The organism is Streptomonospora litoralis (genome assembly GCF_004323735.1).
In the GTDB taxonomy this organism is placed as follows: domain Bacteria; phylum Actinomycetota; class Actinomycetes; order Streptosporangiales; family Streptosporangiaceae; genus Streptomonospora; species Streptomonospora litoralis.
Genome location: NZ_CP036455.1, coordinates 536,971 through 551,230, shown reverse-complemented (window position 1 = coordinate 551,230; position 14,260 = coordinate 536,971). Strand labels below are relative to the sequence as shown.

The window sequence follows — 14,260 nt, the reverse complement described above, 5'->3', positions numbered from 1 at the left end:
TCTTCGCTGACTCAGACGCCGCCCGCACGGCATCGGTTCCCGCCTCGCCCGGTATCCCCGCAGCGCGGCGCGGCCGCATCCGGCCCCGCCGCACCGGCCGGATCCGGCTCTCTACTGCGGACCCCGAATGGCGTCGACCAGCGTCGTGAGCTGGGCGACCGCGCGGTCGAGGTCGCGCACCGCCTCGACCGTCTGCGGGTCGGAGTCGCGCTCCTCGGTCACGATGCGCTCGCGCAACGACTCCAGGTTGGTGTTGATGTCGGCGACCCGGCGCGACAGCTGCTCCGAGACCGGGGCGGCCGACTCACCGGTCTGGGCCGCGAGATCGCGCTGCAGCACCTGCGACTGCGACCGCAACCGCTGCTTCATCTGGTGCAGCTCCACGAACACCTCGACCTTCGACCGCAGCACCCACGGGTCGAAAGGCTTGGTCAGGTAGTCGATGGCGCGCGAGGCGTACCCGCGGAAGACCCGGTGCCGGTCGATGCCGGCACCGGTGAGGAAGATGATCGGGACGTCCTTGGTCTTCTCCCGCTGCTTGATGTGGGACGCGGTCTCGAAGCCGTCCATGCCGGGCATCACGACGTCGAGCAGGATCACGGCGAACTCGTCTTCGAGGAGTGCCTTCAAGGCCGCCTCGCCCGAGTTGGCGCGCACCAGGTTCTGGTCCAGGGAGGTGAGGATGGCCTCCAGGGCCGTGAGGTTCTCGTCGCGGTCGTCCACGAGGAGAATGTTGGCCTTCTGCGGCACGACTACTGCTCCTGCTCCTTGTCCGTGCTCTCCGAGCCGTCCTGGGCTTCGTCGCCACCATCCAACCACTTGCGGATCACGTTCAGCAGGTGATCGAGGTTGACCGGTTTGGTCACGTAGTCCGACGCGCCCGCCTCCAGGCTGCGCTCCCGGTCGCCCTGCATCGCCTTGGCGGTGAGCGAGATGATCGGCAGTTCCGCGAATTGCGGCATCTCCCGAATGGCCCGGGTCGTGGCGTTGCCGTCCAGTTCCGGCATCATGATGTCCATCAGGACCAGCTCGACGTTCTCGTTGGCCTCCAGCTTCTCGATTCCCGAGTGGCCGTTGTCGGAGAAGTGCACCCGCAGCCCGTGGGCCTCCAGCGCGCTGGTGAGCGCGAAGACGTTGCGGATGTCGTCGTCGACGATGAGCACCTCGCGCCCCGCCAGCACCGCGTCGCGTTCTGGGTCGGGGTCGGCGCTCGTCTCGGCGGAGCCGCCCGCGGCCGACTCGCCCTTGCCCTCGGCGGACTCGGCCAGGGCCGGGACCGACACCGGCTCGTCTCCGCCGACCGGTTCCTCCTCCGCCTCCGGCTCGATGGGCTCCACTCTCTCCAGCGGGCTCAGGTCGGCCGGGCTGTCGGGCACCTGTACGCCGACATCGGTGAGCGGCTCGATGTCGGTGCCCGCGCCGGTGACCGGCTCGGGCGGGGAGTCCAGCGAAGCCTCCAGCCGGCGTTCGGTGCCCTCGGGCACCCGCACCGGAAGCAGCAGGGTGAACGTGCTGCCCTCGCCGTGGACGCTCTGCACCCGGATCTCACCGCCGAGCAGCCGCGCGAAGTTCTGGCTGATCGACAGCCCCAGGCCGGTGCCGCCGAAGCGGCGGCTGGTGCCGCCGTCGCCCTGGTGGAACGCCTCGAAGACGACCTGCAGCTTGTCGTCGGGGATGCCGATTCCGGTGTCGGCCACCGAGAGCGCGATGATTTCGTCGTTCTCGCCGAACATGTCGAGGTCGGCGTCCTCCAGCGCCCAGGCCGGCTCGATGAGCAGCCGCACCTCGCCGGTGCTGGTGAACTTCACCGCGTTGGACAGCAGGTTGCGCAGGATCTGCTGCAACCGCTGCTCGTCGGTCCACAGGTAGCCGGGGATGTCGGGGGAGACCTCCACGCCGAAGGCCAGGCCCCGCTCGGCGGTCATCGGCCGGAACGACGCCTCGACGTAGTCCACCAGCTGGCTGATGGACACGTCCGCGGCCTGCACCTCCGCGCGTCCGGCCTCGACCTTGGCCAGGTCCAGGATCTCGTCGATGAGCTGGAGCAGGTCGTTGCCCGCCTTGTGGATCGTCTGGGCGAACTCCACCTGCTTGGAGGTGAGGTTCTGTTCGCTGTTGTCGGCCAGCAGCCGTGCCAGGATGAGCAGGCTGTTCAGCGGCGTGCGCAGCTCGTGCGACATGTTCGCGAGGAACTCGGACTTGTACTTGGAGGAGACCTGCAGCTGGTGGGCGCGGTCCTCCAGCGAACGCCGGGCCCGCTCGATCTGGCGGTTCTGCAGCTCGATCGCCCGGTTCTGGCTGGCCAGCTGACCGGCCTTGCTGTGCAGCTCGGCGTTCTTGCGGCGCAGCTCCTCCTGCTGGCGCTGCAGCTCGTTGGAGCGCTCCTGCAGCGCGTTGGTGAGCTGGCGGGACTGCAGCAGCAGGTACTCGGTCTTGGAGTTGGCCAGGATGGTGTTGACCGTGGTGCCCAGCTGGGCCATCAGCTGGCGCAGGAAGTCCAGGTGGACCTCGCGGAAGCGCCCGTAGGAGCCCAGTTCGACCACGCCCAGGACCCGGTCCTCGGAGATGATCGGGAAGATGGCGATGGTCAGCGGCGCGGCCTCTCCCAGCCCGGAGCCGACGGTGACATACCCCGGCGGCACGTCGTGGATGATCAGCTCGCGCTTCTGCGCGATGACCTCGCCGATCAGCCCGGTGCCCGAGCGCACGCGGCGCCGGTCCTCGTCGGGCTGGTAGCCGAAGCCGCCGAAGAGCAGGAAGACCTCCTCGTCGTCCTTCTCCTCGGGCAGGTAGCAGGCGCCGTGCTGGGCCTCGACGAGCGGCGTGACCTCGGTCATGATCAGCCGCGCCAGCTCGTTGAGGTCGCGGTGGCCCTGGATGCGGCCGGAGATGCGCGCCAGGTTGCTCTTCAGCCAGTCCTCGTCGCGCTGGGAGGCGGTGGTCTCGCGCAGGTTGCTCACCATCAGGTTGATGTTGTCCTTGAGCTTCTGCATCTCCCCGCGGGCGTCGACCTGGATGTTCTGGGTGAGGTCGCCCCGGGTGACCGCGCTGGCGACCTCGCCGATGGCGCGGACCTGGGTGGTGAGGTTGCCGGCCAGCTCGTTGACGCTGTCGGTGAGCTGCTTCCACGTGCCCGAGACGCCGTCGACCTTGGCCTGGCCGCCCAGCTGCCCCTCGCTGCCGACCTCGTGGGCGACGCGGGTGACCTCGGTGGCGAACGCCGAGAGCTGGTCGACCATGATGTTCACGGTGTCCTTCAGCTCCAGGATCTCACCCTGGGCGTCGACCGTGATCTTCTTGCTCAGGTCGCCGTTGGCCACCGCGGAGGTGACCTGGGAGATGTTGCGCACCTGGGTGGTGAGGTTCTGCGACATCGAGTTGACGTTCTCGGTCAGGTCCTTCCAGATGCCCGAAACGCCGCGCACGTCGGCGCGCCCGCCCAGCTGGCCCTCGGTGCCGACCTCGCGCGCCATCCGGGTCACCTCGTCGGCGAACGCCGAGAGCTGGTCGACCATGACGTTGATGGTGTCCTTCAGCTCCAGGATCTCGCCCTTGGCGTTGACGGAGACCTTCTTGGTCAGGTCGCCGCGCGCAACTGCCTGGGTGACGATGGAGATCTGGCGCACCTGGTGGGTCAGGTTGTTGGCCATCGAGTTGACGTTGTCGGTCAGGTCCTTCCAGACCCCCGAGACCCCGCGGACGTGCGCCTGGCCGCCCAGCGTCCCCTCGGTACCGACCTCGCGCGCCATACGCGTGACCTCGTTGGCGAAGGACTCCAGCTGGTCGACCATCGTGTTGACCGTGTCCTTCAGGTCGAGCATCTCGCCCTGGGCGTCGACCGTGATCTTCTTGGACAGGTCGCCCTTGGCGACGGCGGTGGTGACCTGCGAGATGTTGCGCACCTGGTAGGTCAGGCTGTTGGCCATGGTGTTGACGTTGTCGGTCAGGTCCTTCCAGATGCCCGACACGCCCTTGACGTTGGCGCGGCCGCCCAGCTTGCCTTCGGTACCGACCTCGCGTGCGACCCGGGTGACCTCGTCGGCGAAGGAGTCGAGCTGGTCGACCATCGTGTTGACCGTGTCCTTGAGCTGCAGCATCTCGCCCTGGACGTCCACGGTCACCTTGCGGCTCAGATCGCCGCGCGCGACCGCGGTGGTGACCTGTGAGATGTCGCGCACCTGGTTGGTCAGGTTGTCGGCCATCGAGTTGACGTTGTCGGTGAGGTTCTTCCAGATGCCCGACACGCCCTTGACGTTGGCGCGGCCGCCCAGCTTGCCCTCGTTGCCGACCTCGCGCGCTACGCGCGTGACCTCGTCGGCGAACGTCGACAGCTGGTCCACCATGCCGTTCACGGTGTCCTTCAGCTGCAGCATCTCGCCCTGGACGTCCACGGTGACCTTGCGGCTCAGGTCACCTTCGGCGACCGCGGTGGTCACCTCGGAGATGTTGCGTACCTGGGCGGTCAGCCGCGAGGCCATCTGGTTCACCGACTCGGTGACGTCGCGCCAGGCGCCGGAGACCCCGTCGACCTTCGCGCTGCCGCCGAGCTTGCCCTCCGTACCGACCTCGCGCGCGACCCGGGTGACCTCGCTGGTGAAGCCGTTCATCTGGTCGGCCATGCGGTTGACCGAGGTGGCCAGGCGCAGCAGGTCGCCGTGCAGCGAACCGTGCCGGCTGGTGAGGTCGACCCGCTGGGACAGGTCGCCCCCGGCGACCGCGTCCAGGATCTGGGCTACCGAGGTCACCGGCTCGCTGACCTCGTCGAGCAACTGGTTGAGCGAGCGGACGCTCTTACCCCACGCACCGCGCGCGGGGCTGACGGCGATACGCTCGTTGAGCCTGCCCTCGGTGCTGACGACTCCACCGACCCGCTGCAGCTCGCTGCTGAGCTGCTCGCAGTGGTCGAGCACCTCGTTGAACACGGAGGCGATCTCACCGGACCGACCCTCGCCGCGAGAGTCCAGCCGTACACTGAAATCGCCGTCTCGCATGCTGTAGAGCGCGCGGAGCAGCTCGTCGAGCTGCGCGTCGTGCTTGTCCGGCGCCCGCGTGGCCTCGGGCATGGATCCCCTCCTCTACTGCTCACTGCGGGCATCTCGGGCCGGTGGGGGGACCGGGGGGCCGCCTGGTCCGGGCGGTGATCCCACCAGGCGGGGGCGTCGCCCGTGGTCACCGACGCACCGTACCGTGATGGGCGATGGCCATACCAGACGTCAGCCGAGATGGACCGCGATGATCCAGGTTATGCGGCCGGGCTGCTCACTAGACGAACGTTCTGACATCATGACTGCGTTGCTGTTCCCACTGTGCCCGCTTCCGCAGCCCCCTGCGGACACCGCGGGCCCTCGCACGTCGAAGGGATTGGAGGTCGGGGCCGCTGTGGCAGCGCTTCCGCCGGACTCTCCCGCCTCCCGCAACACCGAAACCGTACGGCTCCACGATGCCACATGACACGATGAAGGCCGCCCGGCGCGAGTTCTCGCCCACACCCGGAACCGCCGGCGACGCGCGCGAATTCGTGCGCGACACCCTCACCGAGTGGGGCGCAGACCACGCGGTGGACGACATCGTCCTGCTCGTCAGTGAACTCGTGACCAACGCGGTCGTGCACGCCGAGAGCGTCCTGGAACTGGTCGTGCGCCGCCTGCCCGATGCGGTCGAGGTGGTCGTGGCCGACCGGGTGCCCGAGCGCGCCGTCCCCCAGGCCGGACCGCTGTCGGTGGACACCTCCCCCGCGGCCGACCCCGGACGCAGCGGCGGCCTGGGCCTGGCCCTGGCGGCGGCCATCGCCACCAGTTGGGGCGTGAGCTACAGCAAAGACGACAAGGCGGTCTGGTTCCGCATCCAGGACGAGCGCGCCGAGCCCGGCGAGGACGGCGGCGACGACGACGCGGAGCCCGCCGTCGCGGACGGCTCCACCACCGCGCTCTCCCCGCCCGCTCCGGTGCGCCCGACCCGCCGGCGCCCCGCCCGGCCCAACCCCTGGGCCGCGCTGGACGCCGCCCTGTCGGCCCGGTTGCCCATGCCCGAACTGCTGGACCGCACGGTGGAGTACGCCCGCTCGGCGCTGGGCGGCGACGCCGCCTACATCGCGCTGGCCACCACCGACGAGACCGAGTGGGACCTGCGCGCGGCCACGGGGCTGACCGACGACACCTGGCGGCCCTTCCGCAGCCGCACCGAAGAGACCTTCCCCTCGGTGGCTCCGGCGCCCGGGGCGATCATCAACGACGACCTGATGATCGCGCGGGCCCACCGCGGCAAGCTGGCCCAGGCGGGCATGCGCTCCCTGGTCACCGCACCGCTGATCGTGGACGGGCGCATCACCGGGCTGATCGGCGTGGCGTCGCGGCGCATCCGGCACTTCGGCGACACCGCGGCCAAGCGGCTGCAGGACGGCGCCGACCGCATCGCGCTGCCCATCGAGCGGGCCCGGCTGGCCGAGGTCGAGCTGGCGCGGCGCGCGAGCCTGAGCTTTCTGGCCGAGGCCAGCGACCTGCTCACCGGCACGCTCAACGAGCAGATGACCGCGGCGCTGGCCGCCCAGCTGGTGGCCTCGCGCCTGGGCAGCTGGTGCGCTGTGAGCACGCTCAGCGATCTCGGCTCGGTGCGGCTGCTGCACACCATCCACCGCAACGAGAACTACAACGACGTGCTGCGCACGCTGCTGACCGAGCTTCCGCCGCCGGTGCAGCGCGAGCCGCGCCCGCTGTGGAGCCGCGAGATGCTGTCGGCGGCCGGACTCGCCGACGAACTGCTGCTGGAGTTGGCCGAGGGTCCGGCGATCAGCGTGCCGCTGATGGCCCACGGACAGACGCTGGGCCGCATGACCCTGGGCAAGGACGCCGGCGCCGACTTCACCCGCGACGACGTCGACGTCGTCGACGATCTCGCCCGCCGGGTTTCCTCGGCGATGGAGAACGCCCGGCTGTACGCCGGCCAGACCTCGATGAGCGAGGCGCTGCAGCGCAGCCTGCTGCCGGCCAAGGAGAAGGAGCCGAGCATCCCCGGGGTCGATCATGCGGTCTTCTACCGCTCGGCCGACGAGCGCACGGTGGTCGGTGGCGACTTCTACGACGTGTTCGCCACCGACGGGCGATGGTGCTTCGCCATCGGTGACGTGTGCGGCACCGGCCCGGCGGCCGCGGCGGTCACCGGCCTGGCACGGCACACCCTGCGGGCCCTGGCCCGAGAGGGGTTCTCGCCCGCCCACATCATGGACCGGCTGAACAAGGCGATCCTGGACGAGAACACCAGCACCCGGTTCCTCACCATGCTCTACGGGGAGATGACGCCGCTGGGCGGCCCCGGCGAGGGTATGCGGCTGCGGCTGGTCTCGGCGGGCCACCCGCTGCCGCTGCGGTTGAACCAGAAGGGCGAGGTCGACTCCATCGGCGCCTCGCAGCCGCTACTGGGCGCTTTCGAGGACGTCGACTTCTACACCGAGACCATGGAGGTCGGCTCCGGCGACGTGCTGCTGGCCGTCACCGACGGCGTCACCGAGCGCCGGAACGGCACCGAGATGCTCGGCGACGAGGGGCTGATGCGCATCTTCGCCAACTGCTCCGGTCTGACGGCCCAGGCGGTCATCGTCCGAATCGACCGCGACCTGGAGGACTTCGCCCCGGGCGGCCATACCGACGACACGGCGATGCTGGTGCTGCGGTTCCTTTAGCGGCCCGGCGAGCCCCCTACTACAACCAGCCCATCTCCTCCGCGGTGCGGATGGCCGACATGCGGTTGTCGGCTCCGGTCTTTGTGATGGCGCTGGAGAGGTAGTTGCGCACCGTGCCCTCGCTCAGGTGCAGCGCCGCGGCGATGGCGCCGACCGAACTGCCCTCGGATGCCGCTTTCAGAACCTCGGCCTCGCGGGCCGTCAGCGGGTTCGCGCCCGACGCCATCGCCGCCGCGGCCAGCTCGGTGTCGATGTAGCGGCCGCCCTCGTGCACCTTGCGGATCGCACCGGCGAGCTGGTCGACGGGGGCGTCTTTGGCCAGGAACCCGCGCGCGCCCGCGGCCAGCGCGCGGCGCAGGTAGCCGGGGCGGCCGAAGCTGGTCAGGATGAGCACACCGCACTCCGGCGCGGCGGTGTGCAGCTCCTCGGAGACGTCCAGCCCGCTGCGGCCGGGCATCTCGATGTCCAGCACCGCGATGTCGGCTTCGTTCGCCGCGACGGCTGCGGCGACCTCGTCGCCCCGCCCGACCTGGGCGACCACCTCCAAGTCGGCCTCCAGTCCCAGCAACGCCGAGATGGCGCCCCGCACCAGGTGCTCGTCGTCGGCGAGTACGACTCGGATCACGCGGTCACGTCCTCTCGGCCGGGGTCGGCAGCGGGCTGTTGGAGTTCGGGGGCGGACGGCTGCGCGGGCAGCGGGAGGACCGCACGCAGCAGGAATCCCTCACCGCCGGAGACGAGACCAGTGGTGAGGGCCCCGCCCGCGGCGGCGACGCGTTCGGCCAGGCCCGACAACCCGTTGCCGAACGGGACGGAGCCGCCGCTCTGCCCGTGCACACCGTCGTTGAAGATCTCGATGACCAGGGTGCCCGCGTCGCGGCGCAGCGTGACCGCGCAGTGCTTTGCGGTGCTGTGCCGCAACACGTTGGTGGTTCCCTCGCGCACCACCCACGAGGCGATGGCCCGCTGCTCGACGGGCAGATCGGCGTCGGCGCCGGTGACGGTGCAGCGCACGCCCGCGGCCGTGAGGACCGCCTGGACGCTGGCGGTCTCGGCGACCAGGTCCACGTCGCGGTAGCCGGACACGGCCGAGCGCACCTCGCGCAGCGCGTCGCGGGCCAGATGCTGCACGGCTGTCATCTCGCGCGCCGCTCCCTGCGGGTCGATCCCGGCCAGGCGCGCGGAGAGTTCGCTCTTGACCGCGAGCGCCGAGAGGCTGTGCCCGAGCAGGTCGTGCATGTCGCGGGAGAAGCGCAGCCGCTCTTCGGAGACGGCCAACCGCGTCTGGGCGTCGCGGGCGGCGTAGGCCTCGGTCACGACGTCCCAGAGCAGAACGAATGCGGCGTTGCTGCCCACCATGACCAGCCAGACGACGAGCTGAATGCCCGCCAGGATGATCACGACCAGCACCATGGCCTGCAGCGGACCGTTCCAGAGTTCCACGACCACCGGCGCGACTCCCGCCACGAGCATCAGCACGACGTAGGCGGCCTTGCTGCGGAACCGGCCGGTGATCGCCACGCTCGCGCCCCAGAACTGGGCCGCGCTGAGCGCGAACGGGTTGGGGCCGAGCAGACCGGTCGTAGCCAGCAGCGCCAGGGCGGACAGCGTGACGTCCCGGCGCAGGGTGGTCGACGGGCGGTCGATGCGGGTGCGGATCACCCGCATCGAGAAGTAGGCGAGGACGACCGAGCAGAGCACGCCGGCCACGGTCAATCCGTCGCCCAGGGCCCCGGGCACGCGGCCGGCGTAGGCGGCCATTCGCTCCGGCCGCGATGCCGATTCGGCGACGGCGACCAGCGCGGTCAGCACGCAGAACACCGGCGTGCTCAGCGACAGCAGCAGCACGATGCGGCGGGCCCGGTTCAGCCTGTACCCCATCCGGTCGGCGGGGGCCTGGACGGGGATGTCGTTCGCGGCCACCTGCGCACCTCCTCTGCGTGCTGCGCGTGCCCTGCGGATATCCGTGCCGACCACCCTAGATGTTCGCCGCCGGGCGGCGACGGCGGCGCCGAGTGGCCGACGACGCACCGGGCGCGCACACGGGCGCGGCGGCCGGACCGTCCGGCCGGCCGCCGCGCCCGAACCACCGGAGGGAGCGCGCCCGTTCGTCCCTCCGGTGGGGCTGTGGCGCTTACTTGGGTTGGCGGGGGTCCCAGCGGAAGAAGCGCACGGCGAGCACGGCGATCGCGAGCCAGGCCAGCAGTACCGCGAGCGAGGGCAGTGCGGCGATCCACAGCTCGGCCCCGGTGGCCGACTGCGCTTGGGCCACGCCGCCGAAGAGGTCGTAGCCGAGGTAACCGGAGCGGATCAGGTCGACCGCCGGCGCGGTCGGCAGCAGCTGCGCCGCCGTCGCGACCTGGTCGGGGAAGATCTCCAGCGGGATCATCAACCCGCTTGAGGCGTAGAGCAGCAGAAACGGGACCATGCTAATCATCTGCGCGCTCTCGGCGTTGCGCGCGAAGCGGGTCAAGGCGGCGCCGAGCAGTGCCATGGTCACCGTCGTCACCAGCACGGACAGCACCACCAGCACCGGGTCGGCCGGAACCACGCCGAACCCGATACCCAGCCCCGCCACGACCACGGCGCTCAGTAGCACGACTACCGCCAGAACGGACAGCGTCGTCGCGCCGAACAGCGCTGTGGGCGGCACTCCGCTGGCGCGGAAACGCTTGAGGATCAGCTGCTCCCGGCGGGCCGAGTAGATGTTGGAGACGTGCATGATCCCGATCATCATCGCGATGATCGCCGGTGTGCCGGCGGCGTTCAGCGCGGCGGCGTCGACGCCCGGGATGGGCGAGTCGCCGCGCGCGACCATGCTCAGGCCGACGAAGACGAGCGGGAAGAGCACGAAGAAAAGCGCCGTGCGGTATCGGTACATCAGGGTGAACTCGGTGCGGGTCAGCCGCAGGGCCTGCCGCATCGGGCTGACGGGGCGGCGCTGCGCGGCCGTCCGGGTGGCGGCGACCGGGCCGGCGGCTTCGGTGGTGGCGGTCATGGTGGTGTCCTCCGCTGTGGTGCGCGGTGCGCGGGATGGGAAACGCGGGCGAGCGGGCCGCCCGGCCGCGGGGGCGGGGCTGCGGTCAGTCCGAACGGCCGGATACGACGTCGGCGGCACCCTCGGCGACGCCGAGGAAGACGTCCTCCAGCGAGGCGCCGCGCAGCTCCAGCCGCTCCAAGGTGATCCCGTGCTGCCGGGACCACTCCAGCAGCGGCCCCATCGCCCGGTGGGCGCGGCCGTCGGCGTCGTCGCCGCGCACGGTGTAACCCACCCAGGGCTCGCTGCCGCGCATCTCCACCTCGGCGCTCGCGCCGGGCAGCTCGGGCAGGTCCGCCGAACGCACGTCGGCGGGCAGGCGGAAGGCGATGCGGTCGCCCCACTCGACGACGACGTCGCGCAGCGTGCCCTCGACCCGGATCTCGCCGCGGTGCATGATCGCCAACCGGTCGGCGAGGTGCTCGGCCTCCTCCAGGTAGTGCGTGGTGAGCAGGATTGCCATCCCATCGCGCACCAGTTCGGAGACGGTGCCCCAGGTGTTCCGGCGCGCCTCGGGGTCCATCCCCGTGGTCGGCTCGTCCAGGAAGAGCACCTCGGGCCGGGAGAGCACCGCCAACCCAAGGTCGAGTCGGCGCTTCTGCCCGCCGGAGAGCCGGCTGACCGGGACCTTGGCCTTGTCGGCGAGGCCGGTCAGCTCCAGCACCTCGCCGCGCTCCATCGGATCGGCGGCGAGGTCCCGGGAGAGGTCGATCGTCTCGGCCACGGTCAGCTCCGGGAACAGGCCGCTGTGCTGGAGCACGGCGTCGACACGCTCGCGCAGTTCGGGCGGCCGTCCGTAGGGATCGACGCCGAAGACGCGCACCGAGCCCGAGGCGGGCCGACGGAAGCCTTCGAGGGTCTCGATCGTGGTGGTCTTGCCCGCGCCGTTGGTGCCCAGCAGCGCGAACAGCTCCCCCCGCCCGACCTCCAGGGAGATCCCCCGGACGGCCTCGAAGTCGCCGTAGCCCTGCCGCAGTTCGCGGACACTGATCGCGTTCTCGCCGCCGCCGTCGTCGGCCGGGGCAACATCTGCTGTGCTCATATCCCCGATTCTTCCGCCGGCCCCGCCGGAAGCCCCAGGCCCTGATGTCACCGGTTGCCCGTGAGTACCGCCCCAGGGGACGCATGACAGGTGTCATGTGCCGCATGCCGGTCGGAACCCGCGGTATTCGGCACGACACTAATGAGGTCCGATAAGGCGATGACCCGGTGTTTTCTCGGAGTTCTCCCGCGGCGGCCCCCGGCGTCTCGCTAGCTTCGCGCTATGCCCTCGAACGACCACGAGATGCCGATCGAGCTCGTAAAGAACCGTCCTCAGTTGGTCACACGCCTATTGGAGGACGTGTTCGGCGTCGACCTCCCCGGATACGACAGCGCCGACATGGCGTCGGAGAACTGCGCGCAGTTCGAGACCAGGAACTTCTACTGTGATCGCGTCGTGGCCTTGAAGAAGGGCTCGCAGGCGCAGATGGCGGTGATCGCCGAGGTCCAGCGCCGGAGGGACGATGATAAGTCCTACTCCTGGCCGGTCTACCTCACCACGGTGCGCCGGAACCTGGAGTGCCCGGTGATGCTGGTCGTCTTCTGCCTCGATGAGGCGACCGCGGCGTGGGCGCGCGAACCCATCGACTCGGCCACCCGGGCATGCGGCTGGTTCCCTTCGTCGTCGGCCCCGACGAGATCCCGGTGGTCGTCTCGGAAGAGGAAGCGGTGGAACTCCCCGAACTGGCCGTGCTCTCCGTCCTCGCCCACCGCGGCGAGGAGCAGAAGAGCATGAACGCGTGCGCTGCGGGGATGAACACCCTCAGCGATCACGACTTCCGCGTCTACTATGGGTACTTGGACTCCGCTCTCAAGCAATCGGCACTAGAGAACTGGGATGCGCTGATGGCCAATCCGACTTTCACCTACCGGTCCGAATTCGCCCGCAGGTTCATCGACACGGGCAAGGCCGAGGGCAAGGCTGAGGGGAAGGCCGAGGGGAAGGCCGAGGCGCTCCTCTCGGTACTCACCCACCGCGGCCTCACCGTCTCCGACAATGTCAAGAAACGCGTCACCGCCTGCACCGACCTCGACCAGCTCGACACCTGGTTCGACCGCGCCTTCAGCGTCGACACCGCCGAGGAGATCTTCCACTGACACCCCAGGCGTGTCCCGGCTCCGCCGGGCATCCATCGCGGCGTGCGAGGGCCGCCGAGCCGGTGGCGGTCGGTGCAGGCACGGCATAATCGCCGGATGCGCCACGGACGGATCCACTGGTACTCCCCCGACGAGCTGTCCGCCGAGCAGCGGGCGATCTACGACGGTGTGCTGGCCAAGTACGGCAGCGAACCGCCCTTCGAGCTGGTCGACGCGGACGGCCGGCTGCACGGCCCGTTCAACGCGATGCTGGCCGCGCCGGGCGTCGGCGCAGCTTTGCAGCACCTGAGCGCGGCCGTGGGGGCGCGGACCTCGCTGTCGGCGCGCATCCGGGAGATCGCGATCCTGACCGTCGCCACCGCCCGGGCGAGCGCCTTCGAATGGTCGGCGCACCGGGGACTGGCCGCCGAGGCGGGGCTGGCGGAGAGCGAGATCGCGGCGCTGGGCGGCCACGCCACCCCTGAGTCCTTCGGCCCCGCCGACCGGGCCGCGCTCGACTTCACCCGCGCGCTGCTGCGCGACCGCGACACGTCCGCCGCCTGCCACACCGCCGCCGAGGAGCATTTCGGCGAGGCCGGTGTGGTCGAACTCGTCACGCTGGTGGGCTACTACGACTTGCTGGCCACCCTGTTGCGCGCCCTGCGCGTGCCACTGCCGGAGGATTAGGCCGTGTTCAAAAACGCCGGTCTGCTGTGGCGGCCTTGTTGGTCTGCCGGGTGGATAGGTGGTCTTAGGGAAAAGCGGCGCCGAGGGCGGCGGGGGCCGGGCCCGCGCCCAACGGGCCGGGTGCCCGCCGGTGGCGGTCGCGGCGAAGGGCGGCGAGGACGCCGGTCGGGGCCGGGCCTGGGGTGGTCGGGGCGGCGGTGAGCGGCCCCGGCCCGGGTGGTCGAGCCCGGCGGCGCCGCCCGGTTGCCGGCGCGGGCCTGATGCGAGGCGATCGGCGGCCGCCATGGGGCCGGACCGGGGTCACGAGACGCACGTAGGTGCGGCGGCACCCGCCTCGGTGCCGCCCCGAGGCGCCACCCCCGCGCTGTCATTCCGCGATACGAAACAACACGGGGTGTTTTGTCCGCCAGCGCCCGAGTTCCCGGTGGGTCCGTGCCCGCGCCGCGGCGGCGACGGCGCACGAGGCGCACCCAATGGCGCGATAGCGCCTCCGGCGTCAACTTTTCGTGCGTCTCGTGGCCGCCGCGCCCGCCGAGGCCGCCCGCAAAACGGGCATAGGCCCCCAAAAGCCCACCCCATCGGGGGGTGCGACTCCCCGCGGCCGCGCCCGGGCGCCACGAGCGACGTGTCGTCGCCCCCGACCCCCGATCCGGCGCACCCCCGGGCCGCGCGAGCACCCGCAACCGCGCCCCGCCGTGCGGCCCCTGCCGGTTCGGGCCGGGTCGGACCACGGCGACACCCAG

General features: G+C 70.7%; 9 protein-coding genes. 3 read left to right on the top strand and 6 right to left on the bottom strand.

The window, feature by feature from the left end:
* Positions 1–111: 111 nt before the first annotated feature.
* On the bottom strand, positions 112–750 hold the full coding sequence (locus EKD16_RS02470) for a response regulator (RefSeq protein ID WP_131096889.1): 639 nt from the start codon (positions 748–750) through the stop codon (positions 112–114).
* A 2-nt stretch (positions 751–752) separates the two neighbouring features.
* Entirely contained in the window at positions 753–5,063 is a 4,311-nt protein-coding gene (locus EKD16_RS02465; protein WP_131096888.1) for a HAMP domain-containing protein, read from the bottom strand.
* Positions 5,064–5,455: 392 nt separating this feature from the next.
* Between EKD16_RS02465 and EKD16_RS02460 the strand changes: the two genes are divergently transcribed.
* Positions 5,456–7,675, top strand: a complete 2,220-nt coding sequence (locus EKD16_RS02460; protein ID WP_131101935.1) for a SpoIIE family protein phosphatase — start codon at positions 5,456–5,458, stop codon at positions 7,673–7,675.
* A 19-nt stretch (positions 7,676–7,694) separates the two neighbouring features.
* Here EKD16_RS02460 and EKD16_RS02455 read toward each other — a convergent pair whose 3' ends face one another.
* The 4 genes from EKD16_RS02455 to EKD16_RS02440 all read right to left on the bottom strand — a co-directional run bounded on the left by EKD16_RS02455 (position 7,695) and on the right by EKD16_RS02440 (position 11,754).
* Entirely contained in the window at positions 7,695–8,300 is a 606-nt protein-coding gene (locus tag EKD16_RS02455) for a response regulator transcription factor (RefSeq protein WP_131096887.1), read from the bottom strand.
* The gene (locus tag EKD16_RS02450; RefSeq protein WP_131096886.1) at positions 8,297–9,598 is read right to left on the bottom strand and encodes a sensor histidine kinase; all 1,302 of its coding nucleotides are present in this window, start codon (positions 9,596–9,598) and stop codon (positions 8,297–8,299) included. Before EKD16_RS02450 ends, EKD16_RS02455 begins: the two co-directional genes overlap by 4 nt.
* Before the next feature lie 211 nt (positions 9,599–9,809).
* A complete protein-coding gene (locus EKD16_RS02445; protein WP_131096885.1) occupies positions 9,810–10,673 on the bottom strand; it encodes an ABC transporter permease in 864 nt (287 codons plus the stop codon).
* Between the two features lie 85 nt (positions 10,674–10,758).
* The gene (locus tag EKD16_RS02440; protein ID WP_131096884.1) at positions 10,759–11,754 is read right to left on the bottom strand and encodes an ABC transporter ATP-binding protein; all 996 of its coding nucleotides are present in this window, start codon (positions 11,752–11,754) and stop codon (positions 10,759–10,761) included.
* Between the two features lie 566 nt (positions 11,755–12,320).
* Here EKD16_RS02440 and EKD16_RS02430 point away from each other — a divergent pair.
* Together EKD16_RS02430 and EKD16_RS02425 are read left to right on the top strand one after the other, a co-directional pair.
* Entirely contained in the window at positions 12,321–12,851 is a 531-nt protein-coding gene (locus tag EKD16_RS02430; protein ID WP_165498476.1) for a hypothetical protein, read from the top strand.
* A 96-nt stretch (positions 12,852–12,947) separates the two neighbouring features.
* Entirely contained in the window at positions 12,948–13,517 is a 570-nt protein-coding gene (locus tag EKD16_RS02425; protein ID WP_131096881.1) for a carboxymuconolactone decarboxylase family protein, read from the top strand.
* The last annotated feature ends 743 nt before the right edge of the window (positions 13,518–14,260 follow it).

Excerpts from the sequence above, each read along its gene's own strand:
- EKD16_RS02465 (WP_131096888.1), bottom strand. The coding sequence starts at position 5,063 with ATGCCCGAGGCCACGCGGGCGCCGGACAAGCACGACGCGCAGCTCGAC.
- EKD16_RS02460 (WP_131101935.1), top strand. The coding sequence starts at position 5,456 with ATGAAGGCCGCCCGGCGCGAGTTCTCGCCCACACCCGGAACCGCCGGC.
- EKD16_RS02445 (WP_131096885.1), bottom strand. The coding sequence starts at position 10,673 with ATGACCGCCACCACCGAAGCCGCCGGCCCGGTCGCCGCCACCCGGACG.
- EKD16_RS02440 (WP_131096884.1), bottom strand. The coding sequence starts at position 11,754 with ATGAGCACAGCAGATGTTGCCCCGGCCGACGACGGCGGCGGCGAGAAC.
- EKD16_RS02425 (WP_131096881.1), top strand. The coding sequence starts at position 12,948 with ATGCGCCACGGACGGATCCACTGGTACTCCCCCGACGAGCTGTCCGCC.